General features: G+C 60.5%; 20 protein-coding genes. 15 read left to right on the forward strand and 5 right to left on the reverse strand.

Going from position 1 to position 20,920, the window contains the following annotated elements; genetic code table 11:
* Positions 1–41: 41 nt before the first annotated feature.
* Positions 42–209 (reverse strand): DUF2897 family protein, encoded by a 168-nt coding sequence (locus PMI27_RS30745; RefSeq protein WP_008148765.1) that lies wholly within the window; start codon positions 207–209, stop codon positions 42–44.
* Between the two features lie 124 nt (positions 210–333).
* Positions 334–1,698: an ethanolamine permease gene (gene eat / locus PMI27_RS05380; RefSeq protein ID WP_008148767.1), complete on the reverse strand. Its 1,365-nt coding sequence runs from the start codon at positions 1,696–1,698 to the stop codon at positions 334–336.
* A 404-nt stretch (positions 1,699–2,102) separates the two neighbouring features.
* Here eat and kdpF point away from each other — a divergent pair, with 404 nt between their 5' ends.
* From kdpF to PMI27_RS05355, 6 genes are all read left to right on the forward strand, one after another.
* Positions 2,103–2,192: a K(+)-transporting ATPase subunit F gene (gene kdpF / locus PMI27_RS30750; protein WP_007899818.1), complete on the forward strand. Its 90-nt coding sequence runs from the start codon at positions 2,103–2,105 to the stop codon at positions 2,190–2,192.
* An 8-nt stretch (positions 2,193–2,200) separates the two neighbouring features.
* Positions 2,201–3,895 carry a potassium-transporting ATPase subunit KdpA gene (kdpA, locus tag PMI27_RS05375; RefSeq protein WP_008148771.1) on the forward strand — a complete coding sequence of 565 codons (1,695 nt, stop codon included), beginning with the start codon at positions 2,201–2,203 and terminating at the stop codon, positions 3,893–3,895.
* 10 nt (positions 3,896–3,905) lie between these two features.
* Positions 3,906–5,963 (forward strand): potassium-transporting ATPase subunit KdpB, encoded by a 2,058-nt coding sequence (gene kdpB, locus PMI27_RS05370; protein WP_008148773.1) that lies wholly within the window; start codon positions 3,906–3,908, stop codon positions 5,961–5,963.
* Between the two features lie 334 nt (positions 5,964–6,297).
* On the forward strand, positions 6,298–6,843 hold the full coding sequence (kdpC, locus tag PMI27_RS05365; protein ID WP_008148776.1) for a potassium-transporting ATPase subunit KdpC: 546 nt from the start codon (positions 6,298–6,300) through the stop codon (positions 6,841–6,843).
* A 132-nt stretch (positions 6,844–6,975) separates the two neighbouring features.
* A complete protein-coding gene (locus PMI27_RS05360; protein ID WP_008148778.1) occupies positions 6,976–9,621 on the forward strand; it encodes a sensor histidine kinase in 2,646 nt (881 codons plus the stop codon).
* Positions 9,622–9,689: 68 nt separating this feature from the next.
* Positions 9,690–10,388: a response regulator gene (locus tag PMI27_RS05355; RefSeq protein WP_008148780.1), complete on the forward strand. Its 699-nt coding sequence runs from the start codon at positions 9,690–9,692 to the stop codon at positions 10,386–10,388.
* Between the two features lie 140 nt (positions 10,389–10,528).
* On the opposite strand, the gene PMI27_RS05350 is transcribed toward PMI27_RS05355, so the two are convergent.
* Positions 10,529–11,569, reverse strand: coding sequence for a patatin-like phospholipase family protein (locus tag PMI27_RS05350; protein WP_008148782.1), 1,041 nt, complete (start codon positions 11,567–11,569; stop codon positions 10,529–10,531).
* Between the two features lie 221 nt (positions 11,570–11,790).
* Here PMI27_RS05350 and PMI27_RS05345 point away from each other — a divergent pair, with 221 nt between their 5' ends.
* The 3 genes from PMI27_RS05345 to PMI27_RS05335 all read left to right on the forward strand — a co-directional run bounded on the left by PMI27_RS05345 (position 11,791) and on the right by PMI27_RS05335 (position 13,954).
* The gene (locus PMI27_RS05345; RefSeq protein WP_008148784.1) at positions 11,791–12,069 is read left to right on the forward strand and encodes a hypothetical protein; all 279 of its coding nucleotides are present in this window, start codon (positions 11,791–11,793) and stop codon (positions 12,067–12,069) included.
* 89 nt (positions 12,070–12,158) lie between these two features.
* Entirely contained in the window at positions 12,159–12,917 is a 759-nt protein-coding gene (locus PMI27_RS05340) for a CHAD domain-containing protein (RefSeq protein WP_008148787.1), read from the forward strand.
* A 239-nt stretch (positions 12,918–13,156) separates the two neighbouring features.
* Entirely contained in the window at positions 13,157–13,954 is a 798-nt protein-coding gene (locus tag PMI27_RS05335) for an acyl-CoA thioesterase (RefSeq protein ID WP_008148789.1), read from the forward strand.
* Here PMI27_RS05335 and PMI27_RS05330 read toward each other — a convergent pair whose 3' ends face one another.
* On the reverse strand, positions 13,955–14,320 hold the full coding sequence (locus tag PMI27_RS05330) for a hypothetical protein (protein ID WP_008148791.1): 366 nt from the start codon (positions 14,318–14,320) through the stop codon (positions 13,955–13,957).
* A 240-nt stretch (positions 14,321–14,560) separates the two neighbouring features.
* The gene (locus tag PMI27_RS05325) at positions 14,561–16,042 is read right to left on the reverse strand and encodes a methyl-accepting chemotaxis protein (RefSeq protein WP_008148792.1); all 1,482 of its coding nucleotides are present in this window, start codon (positions 16,040–16,042) and stop codon (positions 14,561–14,563) included.
* A 178-nt stretch (positions 16,043–16,220) separates the two neighbouring features.
* Between PMI27_RS05325 and PMI27_RS05320 the strand changes: the two genes are divergently transcribed.
* From PMI27_RS05320 to PMI27_RS05295, 6 genes are all read left to right on the forward strand, one after another.
* Positions 16,221–16,751: a hypothetical protein gene (locus tag PMI27_RS05320; RefSeq protein WP_008148794.1), complete on the forward strand. Its 531-nt coding sequence runs from the start codon at positions 16,221–16,223 to the stop codon at positions 16,749–16,751.
* Between the two features lie 64 nt (positions 16,752–16,815).
* The gene (locus tag PMI27_RS05315; RefSeq protein ID WP_008148797.1) at positions 16,816–17,007 is read left to right on the forward strand and encodes a PLDc N-terminal domain-containing protein; all 192 of its coding nucleotides are present in this window, start codon (positions 16,816–16,818) and stop codon (positions 17,005–17,007) included.
* Between the two features lie 200 nt (positions 17,008–17,207).
* Positions 17,208–18,083 (forward strand): polyamine aminopropyltransferase, encoded by an 876-nt coding sequence (speE, locus tag PMI27_RS05310; protein WP_008148800.1) that lies wholly within the window; start codon positions 17,208–17,210, stop codon positions 18,081–18,083.
* Positions 18,084–18,252: 169 nt separating this feature from the next.
* Complete coding sequence (locus PMI27_RS05305; RefSeq protein WP_008148802.1) at positions 18,253–18,486, forward strand: hypothetical protein; 234 nt, start codon at positions 18,253–18,255, stop codon at positions 18,484–18,486.
* Between the two features lie 213 nt (positions 18,487–18,699).
* Positions 18,700–19,041, forward strand: coding sequence for a ribonuclease E inhibitor RraB (locus PMI27_RS05300; RefSeq protein WP_008148805.1), 342 nt, complete (start codon positions 18,700–18,702; stop codon positions 19,039–19,041).
* A 458-nt stretch (positions 19,042–19,499) separates the two neighbouring features.
* Positions 19,500–20,909 carry a circularly permuted type 2 ATP-grasp protein gene (locus tag PMI27_RS05295; RefSeq protein WP_008148806.1) on the forward strand — a complete coding sequence of 470 codons (1,410 nt, stop codon included), beginning with the start codon at positions 19,500–19,502 and terminating at the stop codon, positions 20,907–20,909.
* The last annotated feature ends 11 nt before the right edge of the window (positions 20,910–20,920 follow it).

The raw sequence follows: 20,920 nt of genomic DNA on the forward strand, positions 1-20,920 counted from the left end.
CGCAAAACCCTGTCGTTCAATGTGAATGACAGGGTTTTGTTTTAGCGGTCCTGCGCATCCTTGGCATCCGCTTGCGCGTTGCGTTCAGCGACGCGTTTGCGTTGCTCCTCGGTTAGTTCGACCTTGTTGGCGGTGTCACGCAGCAGCATCAAACCACCAACGATCGAGCCAATTGCAACGATCAGAATCAACCAGGCATACCAGGGCATAGGGCTCTCCTTGAGGGCAGGCCGATTGGCGGATTTCGCCAATCGATCGTGCATACCACTTTGAGCGATTAATTTTCGCAGTGGTTCCATTCTATGCCTGTTCTGACAGCCGCACTTCGCCTGTTTAGAGCCCTGTCAGCATCGCGTCTGCCGGCGCATCGGCACGCAATTGCGCCGTGAGCATGAAGTACACGAAACCCGCGGCCATGAAGCCCAGGAAGATCAACCCGATCAGCGTGTTGAACCAGGCCATCGCCACCAGGCAGACCACCGCCAGCACCAGTGCAATCAACGGCACCAGCGGATAGCACGGCGCGCGAAAGGTACGCTCCAGATTCGGTTCGGTTTTGCGCAGTTTGAACAGGCTGAGCATGCTCATGATGTACATCACGATCGCGCCGAATACCGCCATCGTGATCATCGCCGCCGTCAGCGTCATGCCGCCCAGGTTGATCAAACCATCGCTATAAATCGCGGCAATGCCGATCACGCCACCGGCGATGATTGCCCGGTGCGGGGTCTGAAAACGTGACAACTTGGCCAGGGACACCGGCAGGTAACCGGCCCGGGCGAGGGCGAAGAACTGCCGCGAGTAGCCGAGGATAATCCCGTGGAAACTCGCCACCAGGCCGAACAGGCCGATCCACACCAGCATGTGCAACCAGCCCGAACTTTCGCCAACCACGGTTTTCATCGCTTGTGGCAGCGGGTCGTTGATGTTCGACAAGGTGCGCCAGTCACCGACGCCGCCGGCAAAGAACATCACGCCCATCGCCAGCAATACCAGCGTCAGAATGCCGCTGATGTAGGCCTTCGGAATCGTGCGTTTCGGATCCTTGGCTTCTTCGGCGGCCATGGCGGCGCCTTCGATGGCCAGGAAAAACCAGATAGCGAACGGAATCGCCGCGAACATCCCGGCAATCGCCGGCGCACCGAACACATCGGAACCGGCCCAGCCGTTCAGCGCGAAGTTACTGAAGCTGAACGCCGGGGCGACCACGCCCATGAACACCAGCAGTTCGGCCACTGCGAGAACGCAGACCACCAGTTCGAAGGTTGCGGCCAGTTTCACCCCGAGGATGTTCAGGCCCATGAACACGATGTAGGCGCCGACCGCCGCGTGTTTTGGATCAAGCGCTGGAAACTGCACGTTCAGATACGCACCGATCGCCAGAGCGATGGCCGGCGGGGCGAAGACAAATTCAATCAGTGTCGCCAGCCCCGCGATCAATCCGCCTTTCTCGCCAAAGGCGCGACGGCTGTAGGCAAAGGGACCGCCAGCGTGAGGAATCGCGGTGGTCAGTTCGGTGAAACTGAAGATGAAGCAGGTATACATCGTGGCGACCATGAAGGAGGTCACCAGAAAACCGAGTGTGCCCGCCACGCCCCAGCCGTAACTCCAGCCGAAGTATTCACCGGAAATCACCAGCCCGACTGCAATGCCCCACAAGTGCAACGTGCCCAGCGTGGGTTTGAGTTGTGTGTTCATGCGTTGCTCCCTGAACGGTTTGGAAAGCTCGGGAGAGGGCGTTTGCAGTGGGCGTGCCAGTGTTGTGATCGCGGTCGTAAAGTGCAGAAAGGCGTCGTATCGGGGATATTCGGTGCTGGATGTCAGTGTTTTGTGCGCCAGTTGGGGGCAACGGTGTTTGTTATGCCGCCATCGCGGGCAAGCCTTGCTCCTACAAAATCGGGTTCGCAGAGAACCTGTAGGAGCAAGGCTTGCCCGCGATGAGGCCTGCCCACACGCCGCAAAAAAACCACTGTAACGCCGGCATAAACCCACTCTTTACGCTTTCTTTATGCACAGCCAACACCCTCGCTCTCGTTCCTTTACAGCCTCCCTACCGACAATGACTCCACACGCGGCAATACGCCGTAACACGGAGAACTTCCATGAGCGTTCTGGACGGGGTGTCACTGCTATTGGCAGTGGGGCTGTTCATTTATCTGTTGGTTGCGCTGTTGCGCGCGGACCGGAACTAGGAGCGGCTATGCACAGTTATGACTATTGGCTGATCCTCGCCTTCTTCGCCCTGGTGCTGATTCCGGCACCGTTTCTGGGGCGCTTCTACTACAAGGTGATGGAAGGTCAGCGCACCTGGCTTTCGCCGATTCTCGGACCGTTGGAGCGCGGGTGTTATCGGGTGGCCGGCGTTGATCCGCAGGCCGAACAGAGCTGGCAGAAATACACCCTGGCCTTGCTCGCCTTCAACCTCGCGGGCTTTTTGCTGTTGTTCGCGATCCTGTTGTTTCAGGATTACTTGCCACTGAATCCGCAAAACCTGCCGGGTCAGGAGTGGACGCAAGCGTTCAATACTGCCGTCAGCTTCATGACCAATACCAACTGGCAGTCCTACAGCGGCGAAGCGACCCTGAGCTACCTGAGTCAGATGGTCGGCCTCACCGTGCAGAACTTCGTCAGCGCCGCCACCGGCCTCGCCGTGTTGGTAGCTCTGTGTCGCGGTATCGGTCGCAAGTCGAGCAAGACCCTCGGCAACTTCTGGGTCGACATGACCCGCGCCACCCTCTACGGCTTGCTGCCGCTGTGCCTGCTGCTGGCGCTGTATCTGGTCTGGCAGGGCGTGCCGCAAACCTTCGCTCAGTACGTGAATGCCGTGACGATGCAAGGCGTCGATCAGGTGATCCCGCTCGGCCCGGCCGCCAGTCAGATTGCGATCAAGCAACTGGGCACTAACGGCGGTGGCTTCTTCGGCGTCAACTCGGCGCACCCGTTCGAGAACCCGACGGCGTGGAGCAACCTGTTTGAAGTCGGCTCGATCATTCTGATTCCGGTGGCGCTGGTGTTCACCTTCGGCCACTACGTGAAAGACCTGCGTCAGAGCCGCGCGATCATCGCCTGCATGCTGGCGCTGTTCCTGATCGGCGGTGCGACGTCGCTGTGGGCTGAATACCAGCCGAACCCGACCCTGAACAATGTCGCCGTCGAACAGACCGCGCCGCTGGAAGGCAAGGAAGCACGCTTCGGCACCACCGCCACCGTGCTGTGGTCGGTGACTACCACGGCGGCGTCCAACGGTTCGGTCAACGCCATGCACGACAGCCTCAACCCGCTGACCGGCATGGTCGCGATGGTCAACATGATGGTCGGCGAAGTGATCTTCGGCGGCGTCGGTGCCGGGCTCTACGGCATGTTGCTGAACGTGTTGATCGCGGTGTTCCTCGCCGGCCTGATGATCGGCCGCACGCCGGAATACCTCGGCAAGAAATTGCAGGCGAAGGAAGTCCAGTTGCTGGTCGTGACCTTGTTGGTGATGCCGGTCGGCGTGCTGGTACTCGGCGCGATTGCCGCGAGCTTGCCCGGCCCGGTTGCGGCGGTGAGTAACCCTGGTGCCCACGGCTTCAGCCAGTTGCTGTACGCCTACACCTCGGCCAGCGCCAACAATGGCTCGGCGTTTGGCGGCTTCGGTGCCAACACCGCGTTCCACAACCTGATGCTGGGTCTGGGCATGTTGATCGGTCGCTTCGGTTACATCCTCCCGGTACTGGCGTTGGCCGGCAGCCTGGCGATGAAGAAAACCGCGCCGATTGGCCAGAACAGCTTCCCGACCCATGGCCCGCTGTTCGTGACCTTGCTGACCGTGACCATTTTGCTGGTGGGTGGTTTGACCTTCCTGCCGACATTGGCGCTGGGTCCTATTGCTGAACATTTGAGTATGGGCTTCTAAGGAATCCATCATGAATATGCCTGTAAGCAAAACCGCCGTCGTCAAGGCGCCGGAACAACCGAAAACCGCGATCTCGGCCCTCTGGCGTCCGGCGCTGGTGCAAGCCTTCGTCAAGCTCGACCCTCGGCAATTGCAGCGTGCGCCGGTGATGCTGGTGGTCGAACTGACCGCAATCCTGACCACCGTGCTGTGCTTCATTCCCGACAGCAGCGTGCCAACTTTTGTCGCCGCACAAATCGCCTTGTGGTTGTGGTTCACCGTGCTGTTCGCCAACTTCGCCGAAGCACTGGCCGAAGGTCGCGGCAAGGCCCGCGCCGACAGCCTCAAGGCCGGTAGCGAGGGCCTGAGTGCCCGGCGCAAAACCAGCAACGGCGCCTTTCAAGTCGTGCCGGCCACCAGCCTGCGCAAGGGCGATGTGGTCCGCGTTGAAGCGGGGGAAATGATCCCCGGTGACGGCGAGGTGATTGAAGGTATCGCCGCGGTCAACGAAGCGGCGATTACCGGTGAATCCGCGCCGGTGATTCGCGAATCCGGCGGCGACCGTTCGGCCGTCACCGGCAACACCCGATTGGTGTCCGACTGGCTGTTGGTGCGCATCACCGCCAACCCGGGCGAGTCGACACTGGACCGCATGATCGCCCTGGTCGAAGGCGCCAAACGCCAGAAAACCCCGAACGAAGTGGCGCTCGACATCCTCCTGATCGGCCTGACCCTGATCTTTCTGTTGGTGGTCGTCACCCTGCAACCGTTCGCCCACTTCGCCAACGGCAGCCTGCCGCTGGTGTTTCTGGTGGCGTTATTGGTCACGCTGATTCCGACCACCATTGGCGGTCTGTTGTCGGCCATCGGTATCGCCGGGATGGACCGTCTGGTGCGCCTGAACGTGATCGCCAAATCCGGTCGTGCGGTGGAAGCGGCGGGGGATGTACACGTCCTGCTGCTGGACAAAACCGGCACCATCACCTTCGGTAACCGCCGTTGCACCGCGGTCTATGCCGCGCCGGGTGTGAGCAGCAAAGAGCTGGCCGAAGGTGCGCTATTCGCTTCGCTGGCCGATGACACTGCTGAAGGCAAATCCATCGTTGAGTACCTGCGCGGGATTCATCCACAGCCTGAGCCTTCCGCAGAGCTGCTGACTGCGGTGCCGTTCAGCGCCGAGACGCGTTTGTCCGGTGTCGACTATCAGGGCCGGGTCTATCGCAAAGGCGCGGTGGATTCGTTACTGGCCTTCGTCGGCCTGAAACGCGCCGATCTGGCCGCACCGCTGTCCCGGGAAATCGACAAGATCGCCCAAAGCGGCGGCACCCCGTTGCTGGTCTGTGCCGACGGTAAATTGCTCGGCGCGATCCACCTCAAGGACGTGGTCAAACCCGGCATTCGCGAGCGTTTCGCCGAGCTGCGAAAACTGGGGATTCGCACCGTCATGGTGACCGGCGACAACCCGCTGACCGCTGCAGCGATTGCGGCCGAGGCGGGCGTGGATGATGTGCTGGCTGAAGCCACACCGGAGAAAAAACTGGCGCGCATTCGCCACGAGCAGAACGACGGTCGCCTGGTCGCCATGTGCGGCGATGGCGCCAACGACGCCCCGGCCCTGGCTCAGGCGGACGTGGGCATGGCGATGAACGACGGCACGCAAGCGGCGCGCGAGGCGGCGAACATGGTCGACCTCGACAGCGATCCGACCAAGCTGCTGGACGTGGTGCAGATCGGCAAGGAATTGCTGGTGACCCGTGGTGCGCTGACGACGTTTTCCATCGCCAACGACGTCGCCAAATACTTCGCGATTTTGCCGGCTCTGTTCGCCTCGATCTACCCGCAACTGGGCGTGCTGAACGTCATGCACCTGAGCAGTCCGCAGAGCGCGATTCTCTCGGCGATTGTGTTCAACGCCTTGATCATTGTGGTGCTGATTCCATTGGCATTGCGCGGTGTGCGGGTGCAGGCGGCGAGTGCGGCGGCGTTGCTGCGACGCAATCTGTTGATCTATGGATTGGGCGGGATTGTGGTGCCGTTTGTGGGGATCAAGGCGATCGACATGCTGTTGACGGCGTTGCATTTGGTTTGAGGCTGACATCGCTCCCCTCACCCTAACCCTCTCCCGGGGGAGAGGGGACTGATCTCGGATGTCTTGCGAAATTTAGCGACCTGAAGGATCGAGTCGAACGCAGGTTTTGAAAGGCACAAAAATCGGCTCCCTTTCCCCCCTCTCCCCCGTGGGGAGAGGGGACTGATCTCGGATGTCTTGCGAAATTTAGCGACCTGAAAGATCGAGTCGAACGCAGGTTTTGAAAGGCACAAAAATCGGCTCCCTTTCCCCCTCTCCCCCGTGGGGAGAGGGCTGGGGTGAGGGGTGGATTTCCCTGACACCCCACTACTTCTCCAATTTCGAGGATTTTGAAATGTCCACAATGATACGCCCGGCCCTGAGCCTGCTTGTCCTGATGACCCTGATCACCGGCGTCGCCTATCCACTGGTGGTTACCGGTGTTGCCCAGGTCGCGTTCCCCGATCAAGCCAATGGCAGTCTGGTTCATGACGCCGATGGCAAGGTCCGCGGCTCGTCGCTGATTGCGCAAGATTTCGTCGGTGACGCCTGGTTCCATCCACGGCCATCGGCCGGTGCATTTGCCACCGTGTCGAGCAGTGCCAGTAACCTTTCGCCGAGCAACCCGGCGTTGGCCACTCGGGTGATCGACGATGCCAACAAACTGCAGGTGCCCGGCCAGGGTCCGGTGCCATTGGCGATGGTCACCACCTCCGGCAGCGGTCTCGATCCACACTTGCCACCGGCCGCGATTGCCTATCAACTGGCGCGTGTTGCAGCGGCGCGCAATCTGCCGGTGGCGACCCTTCAACAATTGATGGATGCGCACATCGAGCAGCCATTGGTGGGGCCGCCGGTGGTGAATGTTCTGGCGCTGAATATGGCGCTGGAAAACCTGTAGATCGGTGGCGCCGCTAATCGCGAGCAGGCTCGCTCCCACAGGGGAATGCATTCCAAAATGTGGGAGTGAGCCTGCTCGCGATGGCGGCCGAACAATCACCACATCAACATCTGAATAAAGTGAGCTTCAACCATGAGTGACTCCGGCCGCGCCGACGCGCTGTTAGCAGACCTGCCCCGCGACGGCCGTGGCCGGCTCAAGGTTTTTCTCGGCGCCGCGCCCGGTGTCGGCAAGACTTACGCCATGCTGCAAGCGGCCCATACCCAACTGCGTCAGGGCGTGAAAGTCATTGCCGGCGTGGTCGAAACCCATGGTCGCGCCGAGACCGAAGCGTTGCTCGGCGGCTTGCCGCAGCAGCCGTTGGTGCGCTCGGAATACCGTGGCGTGATGCTCGAAGAAATGGACCTCGACGGCCTGCTCGCAGCCAAACCGAAACTGGTGCTGGTGGACGAACTGGCCCACAGCAACGCCCCCGGCAGTCGCCACACCAAACGCTGGCAGGACATTCAGGAACTGCTCGCGGCAGGCATCGACGTGTACACCACGGTCAACGTCCAGCACCTGGAAAGTCTTAACGACAAAGTGCGCGGCATCACGGGTGTGCAGGTCCGCGAAACCCTGCCGGACTGGGTGCTGCAAGAAGCCTACGAACTGCTGCTGATCGACCTGCCGCCGCGCGAGCTGCTCGAGCGTTTGCGCGATGGCAAGGTTTACGTGCCGGAGCAGGCGAGGGCGGCTATCGACGCTTTCTTTACCCAGACCAACCTCACGGCCCTGCGTGAACTGGCGATGCAAACCGCCGCTGCTCAGGTCGATGATGATTTGACTCAGGGCTATCGCCAGCTCGGCCAAGCGGCGCCAGCGGTGCGCGGTCGCTTGTTGGTCGGCGTCGATGGCGATGCACAGGCTGAGCGTCTGGTGCGTCACGCCAGTCGCGTCGCCCAGCGTCGGCATTTGCCGTGGAGCCTGGTGCATGTGGACAACGGCAGCGTGCCTGACGAACAGTCGCGCCTGCGCCTGCAAAGCGCCCAGCAATTGGCCGAACGCCTCGGCGGCGAGGTGGTGCTGCTGCGCGCCGGTGAGGTGGCGAAAACCCTGATCCAGCATGCCGCCGAACGCCGTGCGAGTCTGGTGTTGGTCGGTCAGTCCCGGCAGCGTTTGCGTCGGCGGTTGTTCGGCGGCGGTCTGGCGTCGCGTTTGTTGCGCGATGCGCGCGGACTGGAAATCAACGTCCTCGACAGTGATCACGAACAACATCAGCCGCGTCAGCGTTCGGCGCAGGCACTGGTGTGGTTCGACTACGCGCTGGCGCTGGTGGCGACGGTGCTCGCCAGTGCATTGGCCTGGGCGGTGGCGAGTGTCTTGCCGCTGCCCAATATCTCGCTGGTGTTCCTCGCCGCAGTGTTGCTGGTGGCGGTGCGCAGCAGCCTCGGCCCAGCGTTGGCCTGTGCGGCGCTGTCGTTTCTGACCTATGACTTTCTGTTCATCCCGCCGAATTTCTCGTTCGCCATCCAACGCGAAGAAGATGTGCTGACCTTGCTGTTCTTCCTGCTGATGGCGGCGCTCACCGGTAACCTCGCGGCCCGGCAACGGCGGCAATTGCAGGCGCTGCGCGACACCCAGGAAGAGACCACCGAACTGCTCGACCTGTCGCGCAAACTCACCGCTGCCACCGACCGCCAGGCGGTGGTCAGCGCAGCGGCCCAGCACCTCGATGGCTGGAGTGATCTGCAACTCTGCCTGCTCAATCAAGACGGGCAGGGCGGCTGGAAGGTCGAAACCGGTGGCCCGTTGGAGTTTTCCGAAGCCGAGCGCGCCGCAGCCGATTGGGCTTGGCAACACGATCAACCGGCCGGCGCGGGCACCGGTACGCTGCCGTTCGGGCGTTGGTGGTGGTGGCCGTTGTCAGTGGAAGACGGGCCGCTGGCATTGCTCGGTGTGTGTGCCAAAGAGGGCCAGACCTTGAGCGGTCAGCGTCGGCGTTTGTTAACCGCACTGAGTCAGCCACTGGCCCAGGCGCTGGCCCGGGCGCAACTGGCTGAAGACCTGGAAGCCGCTCGGCTGCACGGCGAGACCGAGCAATTGCGCAGTGCCTTGCTGGCCTCGGTGTCCCATGATTTGCGCACGCCGCTGACCTCCATGCGCGGCAGCATCGACAGCCTGTTGGCCCTCGGTGAGGCGATCCCGCTTGAGGATCGCCGCGAACTGCTTGAAGGCACTCGCGATGAAGCCGAGCGCCTCGATCGCTACATCCAGAACCTGCTCGACATGACCCGCCTAGGGCACGGCGCCCTGAAGCTGGCGCGGGACTGGGTGTCGCCGGCCGACATCGTCGGCAGTTCGCTCAATCGTCTGCGCGCCGTGCTGGCGCCATTGCAAGTGACCACCGAAGTGCCGCCAGAGTTGCCGTTGCTGTACGTCCACGCCGCGCTGATCGAACAGGCGCTGGTCAACGTACTGGAAAACGCCGCGCGGTTTTCACCGTCTAACGGCCGCCTGCAATTGCGCGCCGGGGCCGATGACAGCGAACTGTTTTTTTCGGTGAGCGATGAAGGTCCGGGGATTCCGCAGGAAGAGCGGGCGAAGATTTTCGACATGTTCTACACCGCCGCGCGCGGTGATCGTGGCGGGCAAGGCACCGGGCTGGGGCTGGCGATCTGTCAGGGCATGGTCGGTGCTCACGGCGGGCGGATCAGCGTCGCCGATGGCATTGAAGGGCGCGGCACCTGCATCACTTTGCACCTGCCGTTGCAGGCTCAGCCGGCCTTTGAAAATTAAGAGCCGAAAATGAAGCCTGATCGCGCTTGCGCTACTCTCTTGCCACTTCTTTGTGTTGATGTGAATTCATGAGCCAGACCGCGACCATTTTGGTCATCGACGACGAACCGCAGATCCGCAAATTCCTGCGCATCAGCCTTGTTTCCCAGGGCTACAAAGTGCTGGAAGCCGGCACCGGCACCGAGGGCCTGGCGCAGGCTGCACTGAATAAACCGGACTTGCTGGTACTCGACCTCGGCCTGCCGGACATGGACGGCCAGCAAGTGCTGCGCGAGTTTCGCGAATGGTCGACGGTGCCGGTGCTGGTGCTCTCGGTGCGCGCCAGTGAAGGGCAGAAAGTCGAAGCGCTCGACAACGGCGCCAACGACTACGTGACCAAGCCGTTTGGCATTCAGGAATTTCTGGCCCGGGTGCGTGCGTTGTTGCGTCAGGCTCCGGCGGGAGAAGCTCAACAAGCGGCACTGACGTTTGGCCCGTTGACCGTGGATCTGGCGTATCGCCGGGTGTTGCTCGACGGCACCGAAGTAGCGCTGACCCGCAAGGAATACGCGGTGCTGGCGCAACTGGCGCGGCATCCCGGGCGGGTCATCACCCAGCAGCAACTGCTCAAGGATATCTGGGGGCCGACCCATACCGAGGACACTCACTATTTGCGGATTGTGGTCGGGCACCTGCGCCAGAAACTGGCGGATGATCCGACTCAGCCGCGGTTTATCGTCACCGAGGCTGGGGTCGGGTATCGGTTGTTGAGTGAGGACAGTCTTTAGTTTTTATGTTGGATTATCCGGCCCCATCGCGAGCAGGCTCGCTCCCACAGTGATCCGGGTGTTCACAGATCATGTGACCGCCACAAAACTCTGTGGGAGCGAGCCTGCTCGCGATGGGGCCCTTGGGTTCACCAGGAACCTCAGGAATCCCGCTCATTCTCATACCGATCCAGCGTATCCCGCGCAATCTCCCGCCCCAACGCGATCAGTTCCGGTGCCTTGTAAAACTCGAAAAACCGGCACACTCGCTTTGGCACGTTGATCAAAATATCCGGCGGGTAACCGGCGATCTTGTACTGCGCCAATGAGGTTTGCATCACCTCGAAACTCTGGTTGATCAGGTCCAGCAAAGACGCCGGTCCGACGTTGTCGATGATGAACGAGCCGGTGGCGGACTTCGGCGCGCCGGCGCGTTCAGGGGCGGCAGCCGGTTGCTGGGCTTCGGGTTCGGCGGATTCGATCCACGGGTTGATCTCGGCCGCTTCTGCCATCAACGCTTCCTTTTCCAGCCGCAGCAATTGTTCCGCCTGCTTACGGCGGAAGGGCAGTTTTGAACCGAGCGAGCTGATCAGGCTGTCGAAACGGGTCTTGAACGCCGCCGGGCGCTGGATCACCGGCAGTTGATAGTGGCGCTGGTTGGTGGAGTTGAGGTTGACCGCGATGATCAGGTCGCAATGACTCGACACCACCGGCACGATCGGTAAAGGGTTGAGGATGCCGCCGTCCACCAGCATGCGGTTGCCCTGCATCACCGGGGTGAACAGGCTGGGAATCGCCGCCGAAGCGCGCATGGCCTGGTGCAGGCAGCCTTCCTGAAACCAGATTTCCTGTTGGTTGGTCAGGTCGGTGGCCACCGCCGTGTAGGGGATGCGCAAGTCTTCGATATTGATCTCGCCGACGATCTTGCGGATCTGCCCGAAAACCTTTTCCCCGCGAATTGCGCCCAGACGAAAACTGACGTCCACCAGACGCAAGACGTCGAGGTAATCCAGGCTTTCGATCCAGTTGCGATAATCGTTGAGTTTGCCGGCGGCATAGATCCCGCCGACCACTGCGCCCATGGAACATCCGGCGATGCAGGCGATGTCGTAGCCACGCCGTTCGATCTCTTCAATGACCCCGATATGGGCGTAGCCCCGGGCCCCACCTGAGCCCAGCACCAGTGCGACACGCTTTTTCATGAATCGCCCTCGTCTGACAAGGTTCAACAATGCACCTATCGAGGGGCAAGCTTCAATCGCTATGGTCGTTCGGCGAGGCCAGTGCGTCGTTTTTTGACACTCCGGGAAGGCGAATGGGTATTCTCGCGGGCTCTATAGTTTCCACTGCGGGCCCGAGGCACTTTTCACGCGCCAGACCGTCTTACCTGCATGCATGTTTACCTATCTTTGAGGTGTGAGTGATGAAAGTCTGGATCTGTGTGCCGTTGATGGCCCTGGCACTCGCCGGTTGTGCCGGTAAAACCGCTTACCGTGACAGCTGCGGTAGCCAACTCGACGCCGCCTGGCATGAGCTGGACCTGGCCAAAGTCGAGGGTTTTGCCGGGACCGTCAGCTACTCCAAGGCGCTGTCGTTGCTGACCGGTGCCAAGACCCAGCAGCAATTCGAAGCCTATGAGGGTTGCTCCAGGAAAGCCGAGAAGGCGCGTTTTTATATTCGTGAATCACGCGCGGGGCGCTGAAAGCCGCTCTAAGCTCTAAGCTGCAAGCAATAAGTCAGTCGCCCCGGATTTCGGCTGGCGGCTTGCAGCTGTTTACGGAGTAAACCCCCATGATTAACCGGTTGGTGGCTCATGTCCTGGGCCTGGAAGTCCGTTTGCTGGCCTGTCAGGCACGCTTGAGTGCCCGCACCGACCCTGAAGCGTTGCACGATCTGCGCACCACGGTTCGCCGTTTACGCAGTTTGCTGCGGCCATTGCGCGGCTTGCCCGGGGTCGAACAGCTGGAAGCGGCGGCGTCCCGGGTCGGCGACTTGACCACGCCGTTGCGCGATCGCGAAGTGCTGGCGGCGTACCTGCTCGAGCATGATCAACCCGAGGCTGCCCATCGGCGTATGGCGCAGATGGCCGAGGCTTACCCGGCGGTCGCGACGAGCCCTGAAGTGGCGCAATTGCTGATGATCCTCGACGCCTTTCCGCGTTTTCTGCGGGCCTCCCAGCGTCAGGGCTTGGTCAAGGGTTTGCGTCAGCGCATCGAAAAACGTTTGGCCAAGCAGTGGAAAAAACTCGACAACGCCCTGCACGATCCGGCACATGATCGCCACCGTTTGCGCCTGCTGATCAAGCGCGTGCGCTATGGCATCGAAGCCTATCCCGAACTGGATCGATTGCCGAAAGCGGCGATGCCGCGCTTGAAGTCCGCGCAAGGTGCCTTGGGCGATTGGCACGATTGCTTGCAATGGCTGGCCATGGCCGAGCAGGAAACCGATTTGCAGCCCTGCGTCGCGGACTGGAAAACCGCCATGGCCAAGGCCGAAGGCCGTGCCGACCGCGTCCTCGACAAACTCAGCGCTGCATGCTTCAAATCCTGAAACCACCACAAATCCTTGTGGGAGCGAGCCTGCTCGCGAAAGCGTTTTCACATCCAACATGGATGAGGCTGAAAGACCGCTTTCGCGAGCAGGCTCGCTCCCACATTAGATCACTGTTGAATTTTGAATCGATGTCCGGCATGCGGCCTATCTGTCAGTCTCTTTGGCCGGAATAAGCGCTGTGCCATCCTCGCCGGCTGGTTAAGATCCCTTCATCCTTTTCCTGCACCGAGGTTTCCATGCGCTTTTCCGATCTGCTCGACGCTGTCCGCAGCCAGCCGCTGGAGCTGTCTATTCCGGCCGAATGGGCTCAGGGGCGTGCCAGTTTCGGTGGCCTGGTGGCCGCCTTGCAGTACGAAGCCATGCGCGCAAAAGTCCCGGCGGATCGTCCGGTGCGGTCGTTGGCGATCACCTTTGTCGGCCCGGTCGAGCCTGAAGTGCCGGTCAGTTTTGAAGTCGATGTGTTGCGCGAAGGCAAAGCGGTTATCCAGGTGCTGGGGCGGGCGATGCAGAAGGGCCAGGTGGTGACGTTGGTCCAGGGCAGCTTTGGCGCGTCGCGGCCGTCGGAGGTGGCGGTGATCGCCGAACCGGCACCCGAGATGAAGCACTGGGACGACTGCCAGGAACTGCCTTACGTCAAAGGCGTGACCCCGGAATTCATGCGTCATCTGGCGATGCGCTGGAGCGTCGGCGGTCTGCCGTTCACCGGCAACAAATCCCGCGAGATGGGCGGCTGGGTGCGCTTACGTGGGGACGTGAAGGAAGAGGCCGTCAGCGAGTCGCATATCCTGGCGCTGGTCGACGCCTGGCCACCGGCGCTGTTGCCGCACCTGAAAAAACCGGCGATGGGCAGCACGCTGACCTGGACCATCGAATTCGTCCAGCCGTTGCTTGAATTGAGCACGCTGGACTGGTGCAAATACCTGGTTGAAATCGAACATGCCGCTGACGGCTACGGTCATGCGGCCGCGAAATTGTGGAACGCGGACGGTCAGTTGATTGCCATGAGCCGGCAGACGGTGACGATTTTCGCCTGATCAGTGACGACGGTGGCGCTCACGCCAGGCGCGCCACCAGCCGCCGCTCAGGAAGAACCGAGGGAAGGTCAGAAACTGCTCGACCAACAAGCGTGACACGGCATCTTTGCGATCACTGAACGGCTCGGCGGCTTGCACCTCCAGGCTGTGACCGTGGCGTTGCAGGCCGAGGGCGGCGAGCAGGCCGATGACGCCAATCGCGACATTGGTGAAGCTCAGACCGAACACTCCCGAGACAATCAGCAGAAACGCCACGATGAACAGCGGCACGGCAATCAGGTGCAGCACCAGATTGGTCGGGTGCTGGTGATTGTTCGGGTACGCTCGCCATTGCCAGGCGGGGAGGTTGGGGTGACGTTTGCCCATGATGGTAATCCTTGGTTCGTTGAGGCTCTTGAACAAAGAATAGGCCGGGGCAAACCAGTCGGCGAATCAAGGCTGGCTATCGAAGTGATAGGTGTCATGTTCAACATTGATGTTGAACGGGCTGATGCTATCGCGGGCAAGTCGGATCGCCGCACCGCTTGCTCCTACGGATTGATGTCGTTCACAGATTTTGCGACACCCTCCACCCTGTAGGAGCAAGGCTTGCCCGCGATGAGGGCCTTACAGCTTCAGCTGCCCGATAGCCTTGCTCAATTCCCCCGCCAACGCCGCCAGCTCATTGCTGGTAGTCGCCGAATCCACGGTCTGCTGCACGGTGTTCTCGGTCACATCCCGAATGCTCACCACCGCCCGATTCATCTCTTCGGCCACGTGGCTCTGCTGTTCGGCCGCCACCGCGATCTGCGTGTTGCTTTCGCGCATCTGCGCCACGGCGCTGGTGATCTCCACCAACGCTGCACCGGCCTCCTGAGCCTGCTGCACGCAATCGTCGGCCTTGAACGAGCTTTCCTGCATGAAGTCCACCGCGTCCCGAGTCCCGGCCTGCAACGCGGAAACCATGATCGTGATCTCGTCAGTGGAGGTCTGGACACGTTTGGCCAGATTGCGCACTTCATCGGCGACCACCGCAAACCCACGACCCATTTCACCGGCACGGGCGGCTTCGATAGCCGCATTCAGCGCCAGCAGATTGGTCTGCTCGGCGATGCTGTGAATCACATTGACCACGCCGTTGATCTTCTGACTGTCCTCGGCCAGACGCTGAATCATCTCGGCAGTCTGTTGCACTCCGCTGGACAGGCCGGCAATCGACTTCTGCACCCGACTGACCACTTCCTGCCCGCTGCCGGCCAGGGTGTCGGCGGTTTGCGAGAGATCGCGGGTGGCGCCGGCGTGCTGGGCAATGTGATAGACCGTGGCGGTCATTTCATTGATCGCCGTGGCGGCCTGATCGGTTTCGCTTTGCTGGCCGAGCATGCCGTGACGCACCTCGTTCATGCTCGACGCCAGCCGCGCCGCGCCGACATCCAGTTGCCGGGCGGTGCTGGCGACGGTGTTGACCACTCGCTGGTAACCGGCCTGCATGGCGTTGAAGGCATTGGCCATCTGCCCGACTTCGTCAGAGCAGGCCAGCGGCACACGTGCAGAGAGGTCACCGGTTTTCTCGACGTGGAGCATCACGTCCTTCAGCGTATTGAGCTGGCTGAGCAGGAAGCGGATCAACAATTGCGAAGCGCCGAGCATCGCCAGCATCAGGATCGCCACCGCGACGGCGTAGTTGGGAAAACGCTCGCCAAATACCTGGGCCATGCTCGGGCCATGGGCAATCACCGCGACCTGGTTGCCATCCATGCGCGTAAACACTTCTGCGCCCATCAACGGGTTGTCGCCGAACAGCGGCATGGCATTGATTGCGACCCAGCCATTGGTATCGGCCAGTTCCAGTACCGGCTGCCCGTTCAGCAACGGTGCCTGCCCGCGACTGAACGTCAGCACGTTTTCGGCTTTGGGGAGCGGTTGCGCGGCGGGCCAGGCGCTGAGCAGTCGCGCCTGGGCTTGTGCCGATGCCTGGTAAGCATGGCTGCGGGCCTGTTGTTCGAGCTGTACGGCGTACAACACCAGCAGCAAGGTCGTGACGAAGGCGACGGCGTTGACCGCCCAGAATTTGTATTTCAGCGAGATATTGCTAAGCCAGGCACCCATGGAGGTCTTCTCTGATAGCGGAAACAGTTTTGGCAAGGTGCCAGTATTGTGCCGCTACCCAGGGGGCTGGATCTTGATGTGGGTCAACAATCCCGGCCATGCTCGCGCACAGGAATTGCGGGGCGTAATGCGCTATCCTTCGCGCCTTCAAAATTCCCTCGCTACAGGATTCCGCCCCATGAAAGCCGCACTCGTCGAACTCATCAGCAAAATAAGCTCCGGGTGCATGAGCGATGACGAAATCCTGAAAGTCGCTGATGAAGCGGACCAGGCCTACGCCGATCCCGAGGCTTTTCTGACAGCCAATCCAGATATCAACTACGACGAAACGTTCCCGATTCCGCTGGGCGAGTGGGTCGTCGTCGGCAGCCTTCCGGAGACCGTGCTGTTCCAGGCCGACACCTACGTGGACCTGTTCGCCCAGATCGTTTCCTCGTTCGGCCCCGGGGTTGATTTCAATATCAAGCCCAAGCAACTGGCCAAGACTGAAGCCCTGACCGCACTCAATCGCATTCAGGTGCAGATGGGCAGCATGAACAAGGAAAACGGCGGTTACACACTGATGAACTTCAGTCAGTTGCTCGACGACGAACTGCAAGTAGTGCTGGTCTTCGGCAACGACGTGCCGCGCGTGCTCGAGTTGTGCGCCAAAGTCGGCATCGCTGCCGCACCCTCGCTGGAAGCCCTCAAAATCGCCGTCCACGTTTAAAAAACGGAACCCTCGCAAGGCCCGGCTATCCTAAGAGTGCAAACCACTCTTAGGGAGCGACACCATGGGTTCCACGTTCAATGGTCTGATTGGCCTGATTATTCTTGCCCTGGATATCTGGGCAATCATCAACGTGCTCAAAAGTGGTGCCGACACAGGGATGAAAATCATCTGGGTGCTGCTGATCCTGCTGCTGCCGGTGCTGGGCCTGATCATCTGGGCCATCGCCGGGCCACGGGGCAACGTCCGGATCTGACCCGAAACACCACCAAACCCGTAGGAGCATGGCTTGCCCGCGATGGGATCGCCGCGGTCTGCCAGATGCACCGCAGCGATCCCATCGCGGGCAAGCCTTGCTCCTACAGGGTTGGGTTGGTCTTCAACCGAGGTTCGACCTGTCATGTGCCGCGACGTAGTATTCGCGCCTTGCCATCCGCATTCATCGGAGCACTTCCCATGAGCAACACGCCAACCAGCGAGTACCTGGAAACCCTCTACGAAGGCTACGGCCAGCGTTTTCGCATGGAAAAACTGCTGCACGAAGTGCGCACCGAACACCAGCATCTAGTGATTTTCGAAAACCTGCGCATGGGCCGCGTCATGGCGCTGGACGGCGTGATCCAGACCACTGAAGCCGACGAATTCATCTACCACGAGATGTTGACCCACGTGCCGATCCTGGCGCATGGCACCGCCAAGCGCGTGCTGATCATCGGTGGCGGCGACGGTGGCATGCTGCGTGAAGTGGCCAAGCACCGCAGCATCGAGCACATCACCATGGTCGAGATCGACGGCACCGTGGTCGACATGTGCAAGAAATTCCTGCCGAACCACTCCAAGGGTGCGTTCGCTGATCCACGCCTGAACCTGGTGATCGACGACGGCATGCGTTTCGTCGCCACCACCAGCGAAAAATTCGACGTGATCATTTCTGATTCCACCGACCCGATTGGCCCGGGCGAAGTGCTGTTCTCGGAAAACTTCTACCAGGCCTGCCGTCGCTGCCTGAACGAAGGCGGCATCCTGGTGACCCAGAACGGCACGCCGTTCATGCAAATTGAAGAAGTCAAAACCACCGCCGGGCGTCTGCGCAGCCTGTTCCCGGACTGGCACTTCTATCAGGCGGCCGTGCCGACCTACATCGGCGGCGCCATGACCTTCGCCTGGGGCGCGACCAATACCGCCTATCGCAAATTGTCCCGCGAAACCCTGCAGCAGCGCTTCGCCGGCAGCGGCATCATCACCCGCTACTACAACCCGGAAATCCACATCGGCGCGTTCGCCTTGCCGCAATATGTCCTGCAGGCTGTGAACAAGCCTAGCAACGACTGATATCGAGCAAGCCGGAAAGGGCCCTCTCAGGTTGTGTGAAAACACACCGCAGACGGCCCTTTTTTCATGCTTCACTTATAGATGTAGAAGGTCCGGTTGAACGATTGGCCGGGGAAGAATGTCGAGATACATGTAAGCCCATCCATGGGTTTTATCGAGGAGGCACCTGATGCAAAAGTGGAAAGTCACTTTCGTTGATGATCACGGTGAACAAGTTGACGAGGTGTTCGAGAGCGATGAATGCCCGAACAACGAACAAGCCGCGAAGCTCATTCGCGCCCGGTGCCTGCCTGTGGCTGCCGAACTGGACCTCAACGATCTGGAAGGGCGCGCCGATGATCCGACTGTCAAAAGTCTGAAGACCCAGAACAGCATTGAAATCCTCAGCATCACGCCAATCTGAACATCTCCTGTCACATTTCTAACCAGACCTTGGCAGTGGCTCTATCTTGAGGCTACTCTGCAACCGAGATCAGCGAACGGATCGCTAAGGTCTGGTCTTGTCAGCTACATGCTTGCTTCCCACCGGCAACGTTGTTGCCGCATCGCTCGCCCCATTCGGTTGCGAGTGCCGGGAATACGGAAAGTCTATCCATCAGTCTGAGGGGGACGTTTCATGAGCACAGCCTATCAAGAAGACATCAGCACCAGCGTGTTGCGCCGCATGAAAGAAGGCGGTTTCGACTTTTCACGATTCCATCCCATCGAGTTCTACGCCATTTTTCCGGACGAGGAGCGGGCGCGCAGGGCGGCAGGGCATTACTGTGGTGAATCCTTGAATGCGCAAATCAGTGTGCGCGACGACGGCGCGTGGTACCTGGAACTGAGCAAAGTGATGTACGCCACTTATGACGGCATCGGCGATTTTGAGCAGGATTTCGAGGCGGTGGTCGAGCCTTTGGGCGGCATCATCGAAGGATGGGGCGTCAAGCAGGAGGTACGAGGGCGACTCGCATAACTTATGAACAGTGACAACACTCAGCAACGGCTGACCTTCGGGTTGGCCGTTTTCGTTTGCGGGGGGGAGATCAAGAGATCGCAGCCTCGTTTCACCTGTAGGAGCTGTCGAGTGAAACGAGGCTGCGATCTTTTGATCGTGGTTTTTGATTCATAACGTTTCAAAAACGCAAAAAAAAGCCGCCTAAACAGGCGGCCAAAGGGAAGTTCGTCAAGTTTTCCAGCGAATGCGCGGATTATCCGCACCGCTTCCCGGGCAGTGAAATCAACTCTGGCTATGCTGGTGATAGGCGACAACATTGCTTCGCAATGAAGCGGGGGCGATCAGGCGGGGGCATTTACCGCACAGGATTGGTGCGGTGCGTGCAGTGCGATTATCCAACTGATTGATATCAAAGCGTTTATGCCGATGGCACGGGCTTTGCGAAGCCCAGATGTCCGGGTGACAAGGAGTACGGCATGATCCGCACCTATTTTGATGAGATGTACGATGCCGGCGGCCAGGTCCGCCCGCATTATCGGGAGTTTGCCCGTTGGCTGGCCGAAACGCCTGACGAGCTTTTGGCACAACGGCGACGCGAGGCCGATCTGTTATTTCATCGCGCCGGGATTACATTCACGCTCTATGGTGATGAGCAAGGGACAGAGCGCCTGATTCCCTTCGACACCATCCCCCGCAGCATCCCCGCCAGTGAATGGCGAGTCGTCGAGCGCGGCTGCATTCAGCGGGTCAAGGCGTTGAACATGTTCCTCGCCGACCTCTATCACGAGCAGCGCATTATCAAGGCCGGCATCATCCCGGCCGAACAAGTGCTGGCCAACGAGCAATACCAGTTGGCGATGCAAGGACTGAATCTGCACCGCGATATCTATTCCCACATCTCCGGTGTCGATCTGGTGCGCGATGGCGACGGCACGTACTACGTGCTTGAGGACAATCTTCGTACACCGAGCGGCGTCAGCTACATGCTCGAAGACCGCAAGATGATGATGCGGTTGTTCCCCGAGTTGTTCGCGGCCCAGCGCATTGCCCCTATCGACCACTATCCGAACCTGTTGCTCGACACCCTGAAAAGCTCCAGCCCGATTGATAACCCGAGCGTGGTGGTACTGACGCCGGGCCGTTTCAACAGCGCGTTCTTTGAACATGCGTTTCTGGCGCGGGAAATGGGCGTTGAGCTGGTGGAAGGCGCGGACCTGTTCGTGCGGGATGACAAGGTGTTCATGCGCACCACGGACGGACCGAAAGCCGTCGATGTGATCTACCGTCGCCTCGACGATGCGTTCCTCGATCCGCTGGCGTTCAACCCGGACTCGATGCTCGGCGTTCCAGGGCTGCTGTCGTCGTATCGCTCCGGCAACGTGGTGCTGGCCAATGCCATCGGCACCGGGGTCGCGGACGACAAGTCGGTGTACCCCTTTGTCACGGACATGATCCGTTTCTACCTGGATGAAGAGCCGATCCTGAAGAATGTGCCGACGTGGCAGTGTCGTAATCCCTCTGAACTGTCCCACGTACTGGCCAATCTTCCGGAACTGGTGGTCAAGGAAACCCAGGGCTCCGGCGGTTACGGAATGCTGGTCGGGCCGGCGGCGACGGCGGCGGAAATCGAGTCTTTCCGCGCGCGGATCAAAGCCAAGCCCCATGCGTACATCGCGCAACCGACGTTGTCCCTGTCGACCTGTCCGACCTTTGTCGAAAACGGCATCGCTCCACGCCACATCGACCTGCGTCCGTTTGTATTGTCTGGCCGCGAAACCCGGGTTGTGCCCGGCGGTTTGACCCGTGTTGCCCTGCGCGAAGGCTCTCTGGTGGTGAATTCATCCCAGGGCGGTGGAACCAAGGACACCTGGGTGGTCGAGGATTGAAGGAAGCCTGC

The sequence above is a fragment of the Pseudomonas sp. GM41(2012) genome (assembly GCF_000282315.2).
Classification (GTDB): Bacteria; Pseudomonadota; Gammaproteobacteria; order Pseudomonadales; family Pseudomonadaceae; genus Aquipseudomonas.